The organism is Acinetobacter sp. NIPH 2100 (assembly GCF_000369805.1).
Taxonomy (GTDB): Bacteria; Pseudomonadota; Gammaproteobacteria; order Pseudomonadales; family Moraxellaceae; genus Acinetobacter.
Window position 1 is genome coordinate 2,145,613 of sequence record NZ_KB850224.1, and the last position, 15,677, is coordinate 2,161,289.

Annotated in this window: 14 protein-coding genes; 6 read left to right on the forward strand and 8 right to left on the reverse strand. The window is 38.3% G+C overall.

What is annotated here, in order from left to right; genetic code table 11:
• Positions 1–2: 2 nt before the first annotated feature.
• Complete coding sequence (gene map / locus F887_RS07950) at positions 3–797, reverse strand: type I methionyl aminopeptidase (protein WP_005294603.1); 795 nt, start codon at positions 795–797, stop codon at positions 3–5.
• A gap of 359 nt (positions 798–1,156) precedes the next feature.
• Here map and brnQ point away from each other — a divergent pair, with 359 nt between their 5' ends.
• Together brnQ and F887_RS07940 are read left to right on the forward strand one after the other, a co-directional pair.
• Positions 1,157–2,458: a branched-chain amino acid transport system II carrier protein gene (gene brnQ, locus F887_RS07945; protein ID WP_005294606.1), complete on the forward strand. Its 1,302-nt coding sequence runs from the start codon at positions 1,157–1,159 to the stop codon at positions 2,456–2,458.
• 412 nt (positions 2,459–2,870) lie between these two features.
• Positions 2,871–3,131 carry a hypothetical protein gene (locus F887_RS07940; protein WP_004806700.1) on the forward strand — a complete coding sequence of 87 codons (261 nt, stop codon included), beginning with the start codon at positions 2,871–2,873 and terminating at the stop codon, positions 3,129–3,131.
• Positions 3,132–3,143: 12 nt separating this feature from the next.
• On the opposite strand, the gene F887_RS07935 is transcribed toward F887_RS07940, so the two are convergent.
• Complete coding sequence (locus tag F887_RS07935) at positions 3,144–3,599, reverse strand: hypothetical protein (protein WP_005294609.1); 456 nt, start codon at positions 3,597–3,599, stop codon at positions 3,144–3,146.
• Between the two features lie 135 nt (positions 3,600–3,734).
• Between F887_RS07935 and F887_RS07930 the strand changes: the two genes are divergently transcribed.
• Both F887_RS07930 and F887_RS07925 read left to right on the forward strand, forming a co-directional pair.
• Positions 3,735–4,592 (forward strand): alpha/beta hydrolase family protein, encoded by an 858-nt coding sequence (locus F887_RS07930; RefSeq protein WP_005294611.1) that lies wholly within the window; start codon positions 3,735–3,737, stop codon positions 4,590–4,592.
• A 698-nt stretch (positions 4,593–5,290) separates the two neighbouring features.
• Positions 5,291–5,755, forward strand: a complete 465-nt coding sequence (locus F887_RS07925) for a MarR family winged helix-turn-helix transcriptional regulator (RefSeq protein WP_004653790.1) — start codon at positions 5,291–5,293, stop codon at positions 5,753–5,755.
• Between the two features lie 70 nt (positions 5,756–5,825).
• Here F887_RS07925 and F887_RS07920 read toward each other — a convergent pair whose 3' ends face one another.
• From F887_RS07920 to F887_RS07895, 6 genes are all read right to left on the reverse strand, one after another.
• Positions 5,826–6,488, reverse strand: coding sequence for an SOS response-associated peptidase family protein (locus F887_RS07920; protein ID WP_005294614.1), 663 nt, complete (start codon positions 6,486–6,488; stop codon positions 5,826–5,828).
• Positions 6,489–6,564: 76 nt separating this feature from the next.
• Positions 6,565–7,185, reverse strand: coding sequence for a 2OG-Fe(II) oxygenase (locus F887_RS07915; protein WP_005294617.1), 621 nt, complete (start codon positions 7,183–7,185; stop codon positions 6,565–6,567).
• 83 nt (positions 7,186–7,268) lie between these two features.
• Entirely contained in the window at positions 7,269–7,760 is a 492-nt protein-coding gene (locus F887_RS07910) for a hypothetical protein (protein WP_005294619.1), read from the reverse strand.
• Between the two features lie 69 nt (positions 7,761–7,829).
• Positions 7,830–9,992 (reverse strand): malate synthase G, encoded by a 2,163-nt coding sequence (locus F887_RS07905; protein ID WP_005294621.1) that lies wholly within the window; start codon positions 9,990–9,992, stop codon positions 7,830–7,832.
• 291 nt (positions 9,993–10,283) lie between these two features.
• The gene (zapE, locus tag F887_RS07900; protein WP_005294623.1) at positions 10,284–11,429 is read right to left on the reverse strand and encodes a cell division protein ZapE; all 1,146 of its coding nucleotides are present in this window, start codon (positions 11,427–11,429) and stop codon (positions 10,284–10,286) included.
• Between the two features lie 118 nt (positions 11,430–11,547).
• Positions 11,548–12,567, reverse strand: coding sequence for a helix-turn-helix transcriptional regulator (locus F887_RS07895; protein ID WP_005294625.1), 1,020 nt, complete (start codon positions 12,565–12,567; stop codon positions 11,548–11,550).
• Between the two features lie 155 nt (positions 12,568–12,722).
• Between F887_RS07895 and F887_RS07890 the strand changes: the two genes are divergently transcribed.
• Entirely contained in the window at positions 12,723–14,237 is a 1,515-nt protein-coding gene (locus F887_RS07890; protein ID WP_005294627.1) for a flavin-containing monooxygenase, read from the forward strand.
• A gap of 197 nt (positions 14,238–14,434) precedes the next feature.
• On the forward strand, positions 14,435–15,661 hold the full coding sequence (locus F887_RS07885; protein WP_005294629.1) for a multidrug effflux MFS transporter: 1,227 nt from the start codon (positions 14,435–14,437) through the stop codon (positions 15,659–15,661).
• Positions 15,662–15,677: the final 16 nt, after the last annotated feature.

Below are 15,677 nucleotides of genomic sequence, written 5' to 3' on the forward strand. Positions count from 1 at the left end.
GCTTAAACAGCTGGATAGTGTCCTGTACCATTCGGCCATGGCGTCAATAATTCAAAACCATCATCAGTAACAGCAACCATATGCTCCCACTGAGCAGACAATGATTTATCTTGTGTCACCACAGTCCAACCATCATTCAGCTCTTTTACATGTCGTTTGCCCGCATTGACCATCGGTTCTATGGTAAACACCATCCCTTTCTTCAACACCATCCCTTGGCCTTTCTGACCATAATGCAAGATGTTCGGCTGTTCATGGTAAATACGGCCAATACCATGCCCACAGTATTCACGCACAATGCTATAGCCTTCAAGCTGCGCAACGGACTGGATTGCATAACCAATATCTCCCAATGTCGCACCAGGCTTCACTGTATGAATACCTGCCAACATCGCTTCATAGGTCGTTTCAACCAGTTTTTTCGCTGCTGCACTTGGCTCACCAACAAAGTACATTCGACTGGTATCACCAAAATAACCATCTTTAATCACAGCTACATCGATATTTAAAATATCTCCTTCTTGCAAAATCTTTTTCGCAGAAGGAATCGCGTGACAAACCTCTTCATTAACAGAAATACAGGTCGTCTTGGTAAAACCGTGATAGCCCACATTGGCTGGAATTACCTGCAACGTATTCACAATATAATCATTGCAGATATCATCTAAATATTCAGTTGAAACACCAGGCTTGATATAAGGCCCGATCATTTCTAACACTTGTGCCGCTAAACGACCAGAGATACGTAATTTCTCTAGATCTTGTTCAGTTTTAATGGTCACAGTAGAAGCTCTCATTCGAGATTTTCCTTATTCATCAATCAGATTAAAATCACATGCAGAAAAAATAATATGGGGACTGCATAAAGTATTTCAATATTTGTACGCCTTCCCATTGAAATCTTCAATCTATTTAAGACTAAAAGACCATTTTTATTTTACATTTAATTTTGAGGGGCCGAATAAGGGAAAAAATATATCTTTCTGCATTTTTTGAGTTTTGGAAAGTTTTTCAACACATTAGCTTTACCATGACTAATTATATGATTTTAATCATTTCTTTTTAGTCAAAAATCAACCAAATTTCACATAAATTAGTTTCAAAAGAACGCATTTTTGTTCTAAAATTCGCACTTTTATTTTATGCCTCCCTCTTTATGAATCAACTTCGTACAGGAGATATCATTGCTTTAGGTTTTATGACCTTCGCGTTATTTATTGGCGCGGGCAATATTATCTTTCCTCCAATCGTTGCTCAGCAGGCTGGTGAACATGTTTGGCTCGCTGCGTTCGGTTTCTTAATCACCGCAGTTGGTTTGCCTGTTATTACGATTATGGCCTTGTCTCGCATGAAAGGCTCAATCGAAATCATCAGTTCTCCACTTGGACGGTTCTTTAGCTTACTCCTCACCATTGTTTGCTATTTATCCGTAGGTCCATTATTTGCAACACCACGTACCGCAACCGTTTCTTATGAAATTGGTTTTGCACCTTATTTTGGTACATCCGGTAGCAGCCTTCTTATTTATAGCATTGTGTATTTTGCATTTGTGACTGCAGTTTCACTGTATCCAAATAAGCTACTCGATACTGTCGGCCATGTACTTGCACCTTTGAAGATTATTGCACTTGCAATATTGGGTATTGCGGCATTTGCGATCCCTACAGGTCTCATTTCTGCACCAGTTAACAACTATATAACCAGTCCTGTTTCTGAAGGATTCGTGAGTGGTTATTTGACCATGGATACCTTGGGAGCACTGGTATTTGGTATCGTGATTATTCAAGCGATCCAATCTCGTGGTGTAACTGACACAAAGCTGATTACTAAATATGCCATTATCGCAAGTTTGATTGCGGGTGTAGGACTCACGCTTGTTTATCTCAGCTTGTTTAAACTGGGCTTAGGCAGTCATGAAGTTGCACCTAATGCAGCCAATGGTGCAATCATTTTGCATGCTTATGTACAACATGCATTTGGTGATTACGGATCATATTTCCTAACGATCTTAATCTTCCTGGCATGTATGGTTACTGCAATTGGCCTTACCTGTGCTTGCGCTGAATATTTTACCGAATTAACTGGCTTATCTTATAAGTTGCTCGTGTTTATCCTGACTGGCTTTTCTTTGTTAATTTCTAATTTAGGTCTAACAAAGCTGATTGCGATTTCTGTTCCAGTACTCAGTGCAATTTATCCACCAGCAATTGTCGTGATCATGCTGAGCTTCTTCTGGAAACGTTGGAATAATCCATCTATCGTGGTTGGATCTGTAACCGCTGTTGCTTTCCTGTTTGGTATTTTTGAAGCGATTAAAGCTGCTGGATTTACAACGCAATTACCGACTTTTATTCAACATTTGCCATTGAATGAACAAAATCTTGCATGGTTACTTCCTTCGCTGATCGTTCTTGTCTTTGCAATTGTGGTCGATCGCGTATTGTCATCTAAAGATTAAAATGATTTGTCGTTAAAATGATGTTTTACCCAAACATGATTTTAGCTATACAAAAAATGTTCTTTTATCCAACGCTCATTTTTTGTTTACGACAAATCTTTCTTTTCTTGATTCAAAGACAATGCATTAAATGTGGCTCACATATGCGATTTCTGATTTAAAACGACTATTTCATTCAGATAAGTTCATTAGCAAATTTTTCAAAATGTAAAAATAATGGTCAATATTTAACTAAAAAATAGTACAAATTAATATAAAAAATACCTAAAAGTTATATAAATCAATACATTCATAAATTTATTTTCAAAATAGTCATTATCCCTATTGAAATGCTCAGAAAATAGCAGTACAACTTAAAAAACAATTCAGACAAAAACACATGGTTTTGTCGTCACAACAAGGAGGGATGGAGATGTTATCAATACATTTCAGCAAGCAAGTCTTCATTAACACTCTGAAGGCAAATGATTCAATCGTATATGCAACTACAACGCTTGCCTTAATGGTCACGTTGCTATTTCAAGGCACCATTAAAGGCAATTTAAAACCCGAATATTTTGCATATGCATTGATTGTATCTCTGGCCTTTTGTATGTGGGCGATCGTCGATCGAAAGTTTCGACAGTTAAGCGCAGTGCGCCAAAAAAATTCTTTAGGAAAAATGGATGAGTGATCATCCATTTTTTTAATGTAAAAATTGACCAATCGTTCCCAATACTAAAATCCCTGTTGCCCCCAACTCTACGATAATTAAACTCAACATCATCAATGTCATACACCATGCTGGTAATGTCCATTTCCCCATTTGATGCGGCTGTTTGAATTGATTGGTGGTATCTTTTAATAGTCCATGCAAAATATAAATTAAAATCGACATCGCAAAGAAGAATAAGTTTGCAACAACACAAAATAATGCGATTGAATCAGATAGAACTGTAAAAAAACTCAATGCTGCTAAAATTAGGCTGGCTGCCGCATAAAGCAGACTGCTCCGATGAGCAATATCCACATAATAATGTGCTCTTGCCTGCGCTGTTTGTCTGATTTGATAGTATTTCCAAACCCCAGTCAGCATCCCCACCCACAGAAAAATCCCACTAAATACAATTGCAAGCTGTGTTGCAGTGTTTAAAGCGTACATATCATCCCCGAAATTAAATTATTCCTTTTGTGTGCGTATATTACATAAAATTTGACTTTTAAGTCATTTTTTAAACGAGTTTCTTTTTGGAACTTGTGTAAAGTAGAAATATGCATCTATAAGAGTATCTTTCAAATGAATAGCTATGAATCTTTTTGGATTAGTTGCAAAGATGACTATCAACTTGCAGCTCAATTTTATCCTGCACAAGATCATACTAAACCTTATCCAGTCTTGATTTGTCCAGCGACAGGAATTACCAAAAATTTCTATCATGCTTTTGCAAATTGGTTGAATCAGCAAGGGTATCCTGTTTTAAGCTTTGATTTCCGAGGCATTGGGGAGTCTTTACATGGTCCACTGAAAGACTCCACTGCAAGCATCAATGACTGGGGAATCTATGACATCCCAGCAGCAATCGAAACCCTATTAAACAAAACACAAGCTGAAAAAGTGATTATTGTTGGTCACAGTGCAGGCGGACAGCTACTTGGTATCACCTCAAATTACCATAAAGTTGCAAAGGTATTAGCAATTGCAGGTTCAACTGGACATGTTAAGGGCCTGAAAGGTAAAACTAAAATCCTTGCGCCCGTTATGTTTAATGTTATTTTCCCTGTTTCAAGCTTTTTAAAAGGCTATGGTGCAACTCAATTTATTGGGATGGGAGAAAATCTCCCTAAAAATGTTGCAAAACAATGGGCCGAGTTTTGTAGTAAACCTGGCTATGTCATGAATGCGATTGGTAAAAGTATCTTCGAAGATTATCATCAAGAGATTCAGTGCCCGATTACTTCTTTTTGGGCAACGGATGATGAGATTGCCACGCAAGCCAATGTTAAAGATCTACTGCGCTTATATCCCAACGCACCAACCAAATTAATTGAACTCAATCCGCAGCAACATGGCTATAAACAAATTGGACACATGTCGATGTTCAAGAAATCACATCAGAAACTATGGCCCTTAATGGAGCGTGAACTTAACATTTAAAACCATTTCCACACGACAATTTTGCACTTTACGCATCTAAACCTGTAATCCTGTTTAGATGCGTCTTTTTATAGATTTTGTCTTCGAATCTCCTATCCTATAAAAAATCTTATCTCGATTTCCTCTTACTCCACCTCTACTCCCAATTCATCTCTAAATTAAACTCGCTCCAAAGTTGTTAAAAGCTGCAAATTTTAAAATTTCATCGAAAAAATGTGATAAAGAATGTATTTATTCAACTTTTTTAAATTTTTTTATGTGCTATATTTTAACCAATTGATTAATTCAAATATTTGTATTAGCTATTTTTTTAAGCGTTATTTATTTTATAAATATATTGATTTCGTATATTTATGACATTTTAGACAGAAAATATTATAAAAATGTCACGTCAAAAATCGTATTTTTTTTCTACAATACGATTATTCTACAAATCAGCAGCAATGCAAGGCTGTAGGACAACCTTGAGGGAAAGACGACTGGATAGTACATCATTAATAGCTGATTTATGTGAATTTTATGATGACTTATTCATTGAGAATAAAGATAATTTCACCGTTATCTTTGAACAGATTTGTTAAAAAATGGAATGCTAAAAAAATCAGGAAATCGATTTTTTTAACAGGCAAGTTATAGACATTTCATGGAATCTAGGAGCGACTAGGAGTGGCTCCTTGTGCAAGTATAGGAAATAAGTGATGCCAAAAAAATATGCGCGTTTTTTACCTACAGCCGATTCATTTAACCTGGAAGACTTTCCTTTTTACTGGATTTCTCAAGTAAATGCTCAGTACGTTCAAAACATCGATAACGTGCTCAAAAAATATGGCTTAGACAATTCTCGCCGCCGTATTCTCATTGCATTGCATGTCAAACCTCATGCAAGTGTGTCTGAGCTTTCAGACATGGTCATTTCCAAGATGTCGACCACAACCAAGATCGTTTATCGCCTCAAAGATGAAGGCTATATCGATACTTACTCTTGTAAGGAAGATGGGCGTATTACTCGCGTCTACCTAACAGACAAAGGCCAAGAAATGATTACTAAAATCAATGATCTCACTTCAGTTATCCTGGAGCAATCATTTGATGGCTTAACACCATTGCAAATTGAAAAAACCATGGAAATTCTACGCCATATGTTTAAAAATCTTGCACGCTAAGCAACGAATTCAACATAAAAAGGCTTCCCATAGGAAGCCTTTTTTGATCTCATTGATGCAAATGTCCAGTTCAATCAAACATATTCAGTTGCGGGGTTATTTTCGCAATTTTTGCTTTAGGAATATGGGAACACTCAAATTCCTCAACAGGAAAACCCTGCATAAACTCATAAAGCTGATGTGGCTGTTTTAAACTTAGCCATTCATCTAAACGCTCATGCGGAATAACCACCACTGATCGCTTTACATCTCCTGGCTCATGAAAATCTTTCATCATCGGATGGTCTATGGCATCCATGGTCAGCATGGTGGCCGAGCGAATGATTTGATCATTCAACTTTCTGATCTCATATAAAGCCGCGATAAAGAAAGCCTTTCCATCTTTACGGCGAACACCCCATCTTTGAGGCTTATGATCAATGTATTTACTTTCATAGAACTCATAAACAGGAATGACACCAAATTTGCACTTTGAAGCCGCCTCCAAGAAACTAGGTTTCTGAAAAATGGTTTCATGTCGGGCATTGTAAGTATGCTTGGAAATATTGGTATCTTCTGACCACTTGGGTACCAAACCAAACAATACTTCCCGCCACTCCAGCCCTTGCTCCGATTTAAATAGCAACGGCGTTGTATAACTTGGGTAAACTTCTTCCCCATATTCAAATGGAATCGGAGGCAAACCAAGCTGTTGAGCTTGCTCGACTGTCAATGGTTTATAGTTGGCACACATAGTTCGTTGAGTATTTATCCTTAAAAACAAAGTTAAAAAAAGGAGGTATCAACCCTCCTCTTTTTAATTGCAAAAATTAGCCAAATAATTTTTTCATTTTTGCACTTAAACCATGGATAAAACGGTGCTTGGCATTGGCTTTATCACTGGTTAAAAAGTTAATTTGAATCGACTGGCGTTGCCCTTCATAGGGTACATAACCATGCCAACCATTATCAGTCACTTTAAACGCAACCAAAGTACCTGGGCCCGCATCAATCTCTTCAACATAGTCATCCATGTTCTTTTCATCATTCAAGATGCGTAGACGACCTGTAGGCGCTTCCCAAGACTCGTTTAAGTAAATCAGGATGGTCAAAAGTTTGGTTTTTGAGTCAGAATGAATACGACCATCTTTTTGACGTGAATAACCACGCAAGGTGATCATCATCGGATGCTCCATCACATCCACATCAAATTTTTCAGTTAAAATCTGACGAAATTCTTTGGTATCTAATGACTTTAGAAAACGATCAAAATTAGGCTTAATTTCAACATCTTCAATATTGTAACTGCCACCCTGTTCAATCTTTGGGAAATCCTGAATAACAGCTTTGACTTCACTGTCTACAATTGAATTTTCCACAACAAAGTAAGGATATGGCGAAGTCGAAACTTGCGCTTGTTTTAAAGCATCTAATTTTAAAATTTGTGACATCGTTATGATTCGGCTAAATGATCAAACTACGAGAATTATAGCAAAAATTTCATCAATAGGATGTTTTATCCTGTTTCGAAGACCTAATTGTCTATACGGCTAATTGCTTTAAGTGCGACACAAAAACGCCAATACATCATCACCTGCATTAAAATTGAAATGAAAAACATAACCCAATGTTTATACGGCGCAATCAACGCTGGAATTTGTGTGGGCTCAATAAATCTTGCAGTAACAACAAAAGCGATGATGATAAAAACCATAATGAGTATATAGGCTAAAAGAAATCGCACGCCTATAGGCAAACATATGCAAATTAAACGATTAAGAAATTGTTTCCCTTGATTCCCACCATTCGCATTGAAACAAAAATTGACACCTATAATGAGTATTATGATACTTATCAGTGCATCGATCAGGTTTGGAACAATATCAACAATAGGGCTCAAACGCATAGCAAACATAATGATGAACATAAATACGCTACTGATTAAGTAATAGTTTTTATAATTCTGTTCACTTAAACGGCCATTTCTTAAATCTTCAATTAATTTTTTTGTGTTCCAAAAATACATTTTTCCCTCTACTTATAAAAAAAGAGGTACCTATCGAATAGGTACCTCTTATCAGTCTAGCAAGTAAACTTAATCACCTGTATAACCTTTTAATTTTAGACGAGCAGCATGCAACAATGGCTCTGTATAACCAGATGGCTGTTCTGCACCCTTGAAGATCAAGTCAGAAGCAGCTTGGAACGCAATACCATCAAAGTTTGGCGCCATTGGTGTATAAAGTGCATCATTCGCATTTTGCTGATCAACAATCACAGCCATACGTTTAAGCACTTCTTCAACTTGTGCATGCGTTACGATACCGTGACGTAACCAGTTTGCAACGTGTTGAGATGAAATACGTAAAGTAGCACGGTCTTCCATCAAACCAACGTTGTTGATGTCTGGTACTTTAGAACAACCAACACCAAGGTCAACCCAACGAACCACATAACCCAAGATCCCTTGACAGTTATTTTCAAGTTCGTTGTTTAACTCTTCCGCAGTCCAATTGGTTTCTGGTGCAAACGGTGGTGTTAACAAGTCATCTAATGACAACATGTTTTCAGCAGCCAATTCATCTTGACGTGCTTTTACATTGATCTGATGATAATGCAATGCATGAAGTACCGCACCTGTAGGAGATGGAACCCAAGCACAAGATGCACCCGCATTTGGATGTGCAGTCTTAGTCGCCAACATATCTTTCATGCTGTCTGGTTTTGGCCACATGCCTTTACCAATTTGCGCCTTACCTTGTAAACCACATGCTAAACCAATTGCAACGTTACGGTTTTCGTATGCTGCAATCCACTTTTGCGTTTTTACTGCTTCTTTACGTACAACTGGTGCTGCTTCCATAGAAGTATGGATTTCATCACCTGTACGGTCCATGAAGCCAGTGTTAATGAAGATGGTACGGTCTTTCGCCGCAGCAATACAGTTCTTCAAGTTTACAGAAGTACGGCGTTCTTCATCCATGATACCGATTTTGAGTGATTTTGCAGGCAAGCCAATCGCTTGTTCAGCACGCTCAAATAATTCAACCGCAAATGCAACTTCTTCTGGACCATGCATTTTTGGTTTAACGATATACATTGAACCTTTACGAGAGTTTTGATTTTCGTTTTGACCACGAATATCAGCAACGGTAAGTAATGGTGTTACCAAAGCATCCATGATGCCTTCGAACACTTCTTGACCATCCACAAGGATGGCAGGGTTTGTCATCAAGTGACCGACGTTACGAAGTAACATCAATGAACGACCATGTAATTTTGTCGTGCCACCAATGAGGTTTTGAACCGTACGGTCTTTGTTCAGGGTACGAGTAATTGTCTTGCCATTTTTCTCGATTGACTCTTGTAAGTCGCCCTTCATTAAGCCTAACCAGTTACGGTAGCCTTCAACTTTCTCTTCTGCATCAACCGCAGCAACTGAATCTTCCAGATCCTGAATAGTTGTTACCGCAGCTTCAAGTGTTAAATCTTTCACACCAGCAGCATCGGTCTTACCCACTGGGCTATTTGCATCAATTTCAATAATGACATGCAAGCCATTATTTAGTAAAACAATTTCAGTTGGGCTTGCAGCTTCACCATTAAAACCAACAAACTGCGATTCATGTGCCAAAGCTGTGGTAGAGCCATTTTTTAAGGTCACCACTAAACCATTGTTTGCAATTGCATATTGGGTTGCATCTGCATGCGAACCTTGAGCCAATGGGAAAGTTTGGTTTAAGAAATCTTTTGCGAAAGCAATAACTTTATCGCCACGGACTGGGTTATACCCTTTGCCTTTTTCCGCACCGCCTTCTTCAGAAATAACATCTGTACCATAAAGCGCATCGTATAAAGAGCCCCAACGTGCATTTGCAGCATTTAGGCTATAACGTGCATTACGTACAGGTACAACCAATTGTGGGCCTGCCAATAAAGCGATTTCTTCATCCACATTTTCAGTGGTTACTTGGAAGTCAGCAACTTCTGGAACCAAGTAGCCAATTTCAGTTAAGAATGCTTTATAAGCATTTAATTCAAATTTGTTATTGCGATGCCATTCATCAATCTTTGCTTGAAGATCATCACGCTTAGCCAATAATGCTTTGTTCTTTGGGCTAAGGTCTACAACGACTTGCTCGAAGTTTTTCCAGTAAGTTTCACTATCTAAACCAGTGCCTGGTAAAGCTTCATTTTCGATGAAATCGTAAAGTTCTTTAGCAATCGCTAGCTTGCCTTTTTGAATACGTGCAGTCATTGTCTTTCCTGATGGTGCTAACTTTTTATAACAAGAATTCTAGTATACTGATTTATACTAGCCTGAATAGTAATATCACATTCCTAAATAGTAAGCATTTTCCCCATTGGAAGTATTGACAAACATAGTTTTTTATACTTATCAAATTATCAGATAATGAGTGCTGTACTTTTAGTTATGCGACATACTCCCTTTTTCAAACTCATCTAGTTATAGCAAAAAACCACCAAGAATAAAGCTTTATCCATGTAAGTTTATAAAAAAAGGCATTCCGAAGAATGCCTTTTTGATTTATGAAGTCTGTGCGACCTGAATTTGTCGATGCTCCGAATGTAAATAATCATCCGATTGCATTTCTAATAAACGTGAACGCGTCCGTTCAATCTCAAATGCCAATTTCTCACCTTCATAAAGATCAATGATCGAATCTTCTGAGGTTAAAATCAGTTTGACACCACGATCATAGAATTCATCGACCAAGTAAATGAATCGACGGGTGCCTTCAGACAAGAAGTCGGTCAAATGCGGAACATTGCTGACCAATACCGTATTGTAAATATTGGCAATTTCAATAAAGTCAGCCGGGCTACGTGGCTTGAAGCACAACTCGGAAAACTCACACCACAATACATCTTCAGTATGCCCCAACGTTTCAACCACACGATTATTAATCATGATTGGTGAATTTGACTGTGTCTGGGTTTGTGTCAAAGCTTTAAAACGACCAGCTAACCACGCTTGAGCATCATCGGTTAATGGATATTTGAACAATTGTGCTTGCTTCAATACACGCAAACGATAATCCACACCAGCGTCTACATTTAAAACACTACAGTTCTTCTTGACCAGCTCGATCGTCGGAATAAAACGATCACGATGAATTCCATTTTTGTATAGACCATCTGGCGCAATGTTTGACGTTGCAATCAATGTTATTCCACGCTCAAACAGCTTTTGGAACAGATCACTTAGGATCATCGCATCAGTTACATTCGATACGAAAAATTCGTCAAAACAAATGACAACGGCATTCTTATAAATTTGATCAGCGACCAAATCTAGAGGATTGCGTTGACCAGAAAGTTTATTCAACTCTTTATGTACATGTTGCATAAAATGATGGAAATGCATACGTGTTTTACGGCGGAATGGTACAGATTCATAGAACTGATCCATTAACCACGTTTTTCCACGACCTACACCACCCCACATATAAACGCCTTTCGGATAGGTCTGACGACGGAAACGTCGAAACGCTTTCTTAGACGCTTTATAGCGAGTGAGTAACTCTTTCCATACTCGATCCAACTCTTGCACTGCTTGTGCTTGAGCCTCATCTGGCATGAATTGTCCTGACTCAAGTGCTTGAGCATAACGCTCAGCAGGTGATGTTGGGATATATGCAGTGCTATGTGAGTCTGGTTTAGAATTTGACATAAGGTGTTATTGCAATTTTAATTGGTGAAAATTATATCGAACATTCCGTTCAATGACATTAGATTTTAGGCTTAATTATCATAGAGTTTAAACATCATAATGTACCATTTTTAATCATTTAATGATTTCGATGATATTGCCGAGGACTCAATCCAAACCATCTTTTAAAGGCATGATTAAATGCAGCAGGCTCAGAATAACCTAACATTTCGGCAACCTGTTCGATGGAATATGAGCTATTTTCAATAAACTTTATTGCCTTCTGTTTGATTAATCTTTCGCGGATTTCTTTATAGCTGGTCTGCATTTGCTGCAATTGATGCCGCAAAGTACGTTCCGGAATATCCAGGGCACAAGCCGTTTCTGCCATACTTGGAATGACCCCATTTTGCATTTCAAGATAATCCTCGACATATTCAACAACAGTCAATTTGAGACTGGCCGTTTTTTCTAAAAGTTGAATATCCTGTAGGCATTTTTCTTCATAAATGCGATACGTCAAAATGTCGGCAGACGGAATTTTAGTGTTTAAAATTTGTGTATTTTCTAAAATAAAAGCGGCTTGCGCGCACCCAAATTTGACATCATGTCCATAATAATCTTGATAAGCAGCAAGCAATGTTAAGTCTTTTGGTCGATGAAATGGCAGTTCAATCTGAATGTGAGGGACATCAAGCCCCATCATTTTAAAGATATCTTGTAAAAACTTATAGGTACCTGAGATTTCACATTGCGCTCTCAATTGGCCTAAATGCATACTTAAATCAATCGGTCGATATAGCAAATGGATCAAGTCATCTTCAATCCTTAACTGTAAAGAACCAAAGAGATGAGTGAGTTGCTGAAACTGAACCCCATTTAATAGAGCTTTATGCAAAGTATCACTGGTGACCAGTAACATCAGGAAGGGTCCATATCCTGCTAATGCATAATGCTGTCCGATAAATAGACCTTGTTCAGGCGAAATATCCTGACTAATATGCTGCAAAATATCCCATTCAATCTCATCTGGAATAATTGAGCTTGGATCTAAAGCATCGGCTTGTATTCCCATATTTGCTAAACGTGCATCCACGTCGATCCCGACATGACGCATGCCTTGAATCAAATACATCAATCCGAGGATAGATCTCTTCATAGTTCCGAATGCAGTTCTCAAAACTTTAATGTTTTACTATAAAACGTTGTGCAAATGAATTGCCGAAATGATCAAGTTTTGCGTCTATACAATCATATTTAATCTCGCCAAAATCGTTAAACTTGCACAAAATTTAGCTGTGTAGGACGTAGACTATGCGTGATGTAACCAAAAAAGCGATTCAAAAAACAAAAGTTGCAATTATTGGTGCAGGCTTTGGTGGCTTAGCAATGGCTATTCGACTATTACAAAGTCAAATCAATGATTTTGTAATTTTAGAAAAAACCAACGATGTTGGTGGTACATGGCGAGAAAACCAATATCCTGGCGCAGCGTGTGACGTTCAATCACATATGTATTCCCTTTCATTTGCCCCCAAAACCGACTGGTCGAAACGCTATGCAGAAGCAGATGAAATCTTTAATTATATTCAAGACATTACTGAACAATACAAACTTAAAGATTATTGCAAATTCAACCATGAAGTCACCAATGCCGAATTTGACGAAAACCGCAACCTTTGGACGGTAGAATTTAAAGATCATGCAACACTTGAAGCTCAATTTGTGATCTTTGCATCAGGCCCATTGCATGTGCCACAAATTCCACATATCAAAGGCATTGAGAAATTTAAAGGTAAAGTGTTCCATTCTTCTCAATGGGATCACAATTACGATCTAAACGGCAAAGCAGTCGTTTCAATCGGTACTGGTGGTAGCGCGATTCAATATATTCCTGAAATTGCAGCAGAAGTAAAACAGCTTTATGTGTTCCAGCGCACCGCTGCTTGGGTCATTCCACGAGATGAGCGTAAATATTCTCAGCTCAGTAAAAGCTTATTTAAAGCATCGAATATTTATCGCCAAATTCACCGTACCCGCCTCTATTGGACCAATGAGTCACGTGTTGTACCCATCGTGCAACCACAGATTATGAAATATGGTCAAAAACTTGCTGAAGCGTTTATCCGCTATCAAGTGAAAGACAAAGAGCTTGCGAAAAAATTGACACCAGATTTTGTCATGGGCTGTAAACGCATCCTTATTTCAAATAAGTATTTCCCAACCTTCAACCGTAAAAATGTTGAATTGGTGACGGAAGGCATTCAAGAAATTACAGCCAATGGCATTATCACTAAAGATGGCAAAGAACGCCAAATTGATTGCTTAATTTATGGGACAGGCTTTATTACAGACCCACGCATTTACTTAAAGCATTTCAATTGTGTTGGTCGTAACGGAATTGAACTTAAACAAGCGTGGAAAGATGGTGCAGAAAGCTATTATGGTGTAAGCACCAAGAACTTCCCGAATTTGTTCCAGTTACTTGGACCAAATACGATTCTTGGCCATAACTCTGTGATTTTCATGATCGAGTCTCAGGTCAACTATATTCTACAATTGATCCAAACCGTTGATAAAACAGGCAGCCAAGCGGTTGAGATCAAGCATCAAATACAAGACCAGTTCAATCAACGTGTACAAGAGCAACTGAAAGGTACCGTATGGCAAGCTGGCGGTTGTAGCAGTTGGTATCAGGCAGCGGATGGTAAGAATTTCTCGTTATGGCCAACCTATACATGGCGATATTGGCTTGAAACACGCAAAGTAAATGTAGCTGATTATAATTTTATCCATACAGCGACGAATGTAAAAAACAATGCCGCTTAAGATGAAATAACCTCATCCTTTCAAACATAAGAAGCACCTTTGAACACTCAAAGGTGCTTTTTTTTCTCCAATTTATTGGTGAGTCTTTAATCCCCTGTTTTATCTATGCAAACCACAAATAATCATGCTAACATTTTAACTACCTACCGTTAGGTAGTTAAAATAAATATTGTTTCCCTCGCAAGAGTACATAAAACATGAAAGCTGTTACTCCCATCTCAACGATCAGTTGGTCTTTATTATTACTGCTCTCCCTATTTACAGCCTTAGATGCTCTGGCAATTGATATCTATCTGCCTGCTTTTCCACTGCTTGCAGAAAGTTTTGCCACAACGCCAGGCCATATACAGCTCACCCTGTCAGTATTTCTGATTGGACTGGCCATTGGTCAAGGTATCTACGGCCCTTTACTTGACCGCTTTGGTCGCCGTAATCCATTATTGATCGGAATTGCTATTTTTATCTTGGGGTCAATCTTGGCTGCTGTTGCACCCACCATTGAATGGTTGCTGGCAGCACGCTTCTTACAAGCGATTGGTGCATCAGCAGGTCTAGTGGTTCCAAGAGCCATTATTTCTGATGTGTGTGATGCTAAAACCAGTGCCAAGAATTTTTCTATCTTGATGCAAGTGATGATGATTGTTCCGATTCTGGCACCCTTGTTGGGTAGCTTGATTCTACGCATCGGCTCATGGCATTTAATTTTCTATACATTGGCAGTGCTTGGTTCGATCCTATGGCTATGGGGAAATCAACTCATTACAGAGACCTTAAAACCACAATATCGACAAGCATTGCAATTCACTGCAATCAAAAATAGCTATCGAACACTTTGCCTGAATAAAAGCTTTATCAGTTATACGCTTGCTGGTGGATTTATCTTAGGTGCTTTCTTTGTATACCTCAGCCAATCACCATTTATTTTTATTCAGCATTATCATATTCATAACGAAAGTTTTAGTACCTTGTTTGCAGCCAATGCCATTGGTCTAATTATTCTGGGGCAAACCTCAATCCTGTTACTCAAACGATGGTCGGCTCAACAATTGCTCGTCATCGGTATGTGTTTATTCAGCGGTTCTAGTTTTATTTTGATGCTCAGCCTATATTTTTATGATTTAAATTTATGGCAATACATTTCGCTTTTAGGATTAAGCATCTGGTCAACTGGGTTCATTTTTGGCAATTTAACAGCATTGACCATGCAGCAAAGTCCACAACATTTAACGGGGGCTGCCTCCTCATTAATGGGCTTACTACAGTATGCTTTCGCGGCACTGATCGGTTTTGTTGTGAGCTTAATAGAAATCAATATTAGCCTACTTCCGACCTGCCTGTTTATTTGTGGTGCTATGGCTCTGGGCTTATGTCTTTATGCAGCACTAGAACAGCGTGAATCATTTGCTATAGCAGAAACAGAATAAAGAATGCTCTAGATCT

Coding starts and splice junctions, on each gene's coding strand:
- map (WP_005294603.1), bottom strand. CDS start 797: ATGAGAGCTTCTACTGTGACCATTAAAACTGAACAAGATCTAGAGAAA.
- brnQ (WP_005294606.1), top strand. CDS start 1,157: ATGAATCAACTTCGTACAGGAGATATCATTGCTTTAGGTTTTATGACC.
- F887_RS07940 (WP_004806700.1), top strand. CDS start 2,871: ATGTTATCAATACATTTCAGCAAGCAAGTCTTCATTAACACTCTGAAG.
- F887_RS07935 (WP_005294609.1), bottom strand. CDS start 3,599: ATGTACGCTTTAAACACTGCAACACAGCTTGCAATTGTATTTAGTGGG.
- F887_RS07930 (WP_005294611.1), top strand. CDS start 3,735: ATGAATAGCTATGAATCTTTTTGGATTAGTTGCAAAGATGACTATCAA.
- F887_RS07925 (WP_004653790.1), top strand. CDS start 5,291: ATGCCAAAAAAATATGCGCGTTTTTTACCTACAGCCGATTCATTTAAC.
- F887_RS07920 (WP_005294614.1), bottom strand. CDS start 6,488: ATGTGTGCCAACTATAAACCATTGACAGTCGAGCAAGCTCAACAGCTT.
- F887_RS07915 (WP_005294617.1), bottom strand. CDS start 7,185: ATGTCACAAATTTTAAAATTAGATGCTTTAAAACAAGCGCAAGTTTCG.
- F887_RS07910 (WP_005294619.1), bottom strand. CDS start 7,760: ATGTATTTTTGGAACACAAAAAAATTAATTGAAGATTTAAGAAATGGC.
- F887_RS07905 (WP_005294621.1), bottom strand. CDS start 9,992: ATGACTGCACGTATTCAAAAAGGCAAGCTAGCGATTGCTAAAGAACTT.
- zapE (WP_005294623.1), bottom strand. CDS start 11,429: ATGTCAAATTCTAAACCAGACTCACATAGCACTGCATATATCCCAACA.
- F887_RS07895 (WP_005294625.1), bottom strand. CDS start 12,567: ATGAAGAGATCTATCCTCGGATTGATGTATTTGATTCAAGGCATGCGT.
- F887_RS07890 (WP_005294627.1), top strand. CDS start 12,723: ATGCGTGATGTAACCAAAAAAGCGATTCAAAAAACAAAAGTTGCAATT.
- F887_RS07885 (WP_005294629.1), top strand. CDS start 14,435: ATGAAAGCTGTTACTCCCATCTCAACGATCAGTTGGTCTTTATTATTA.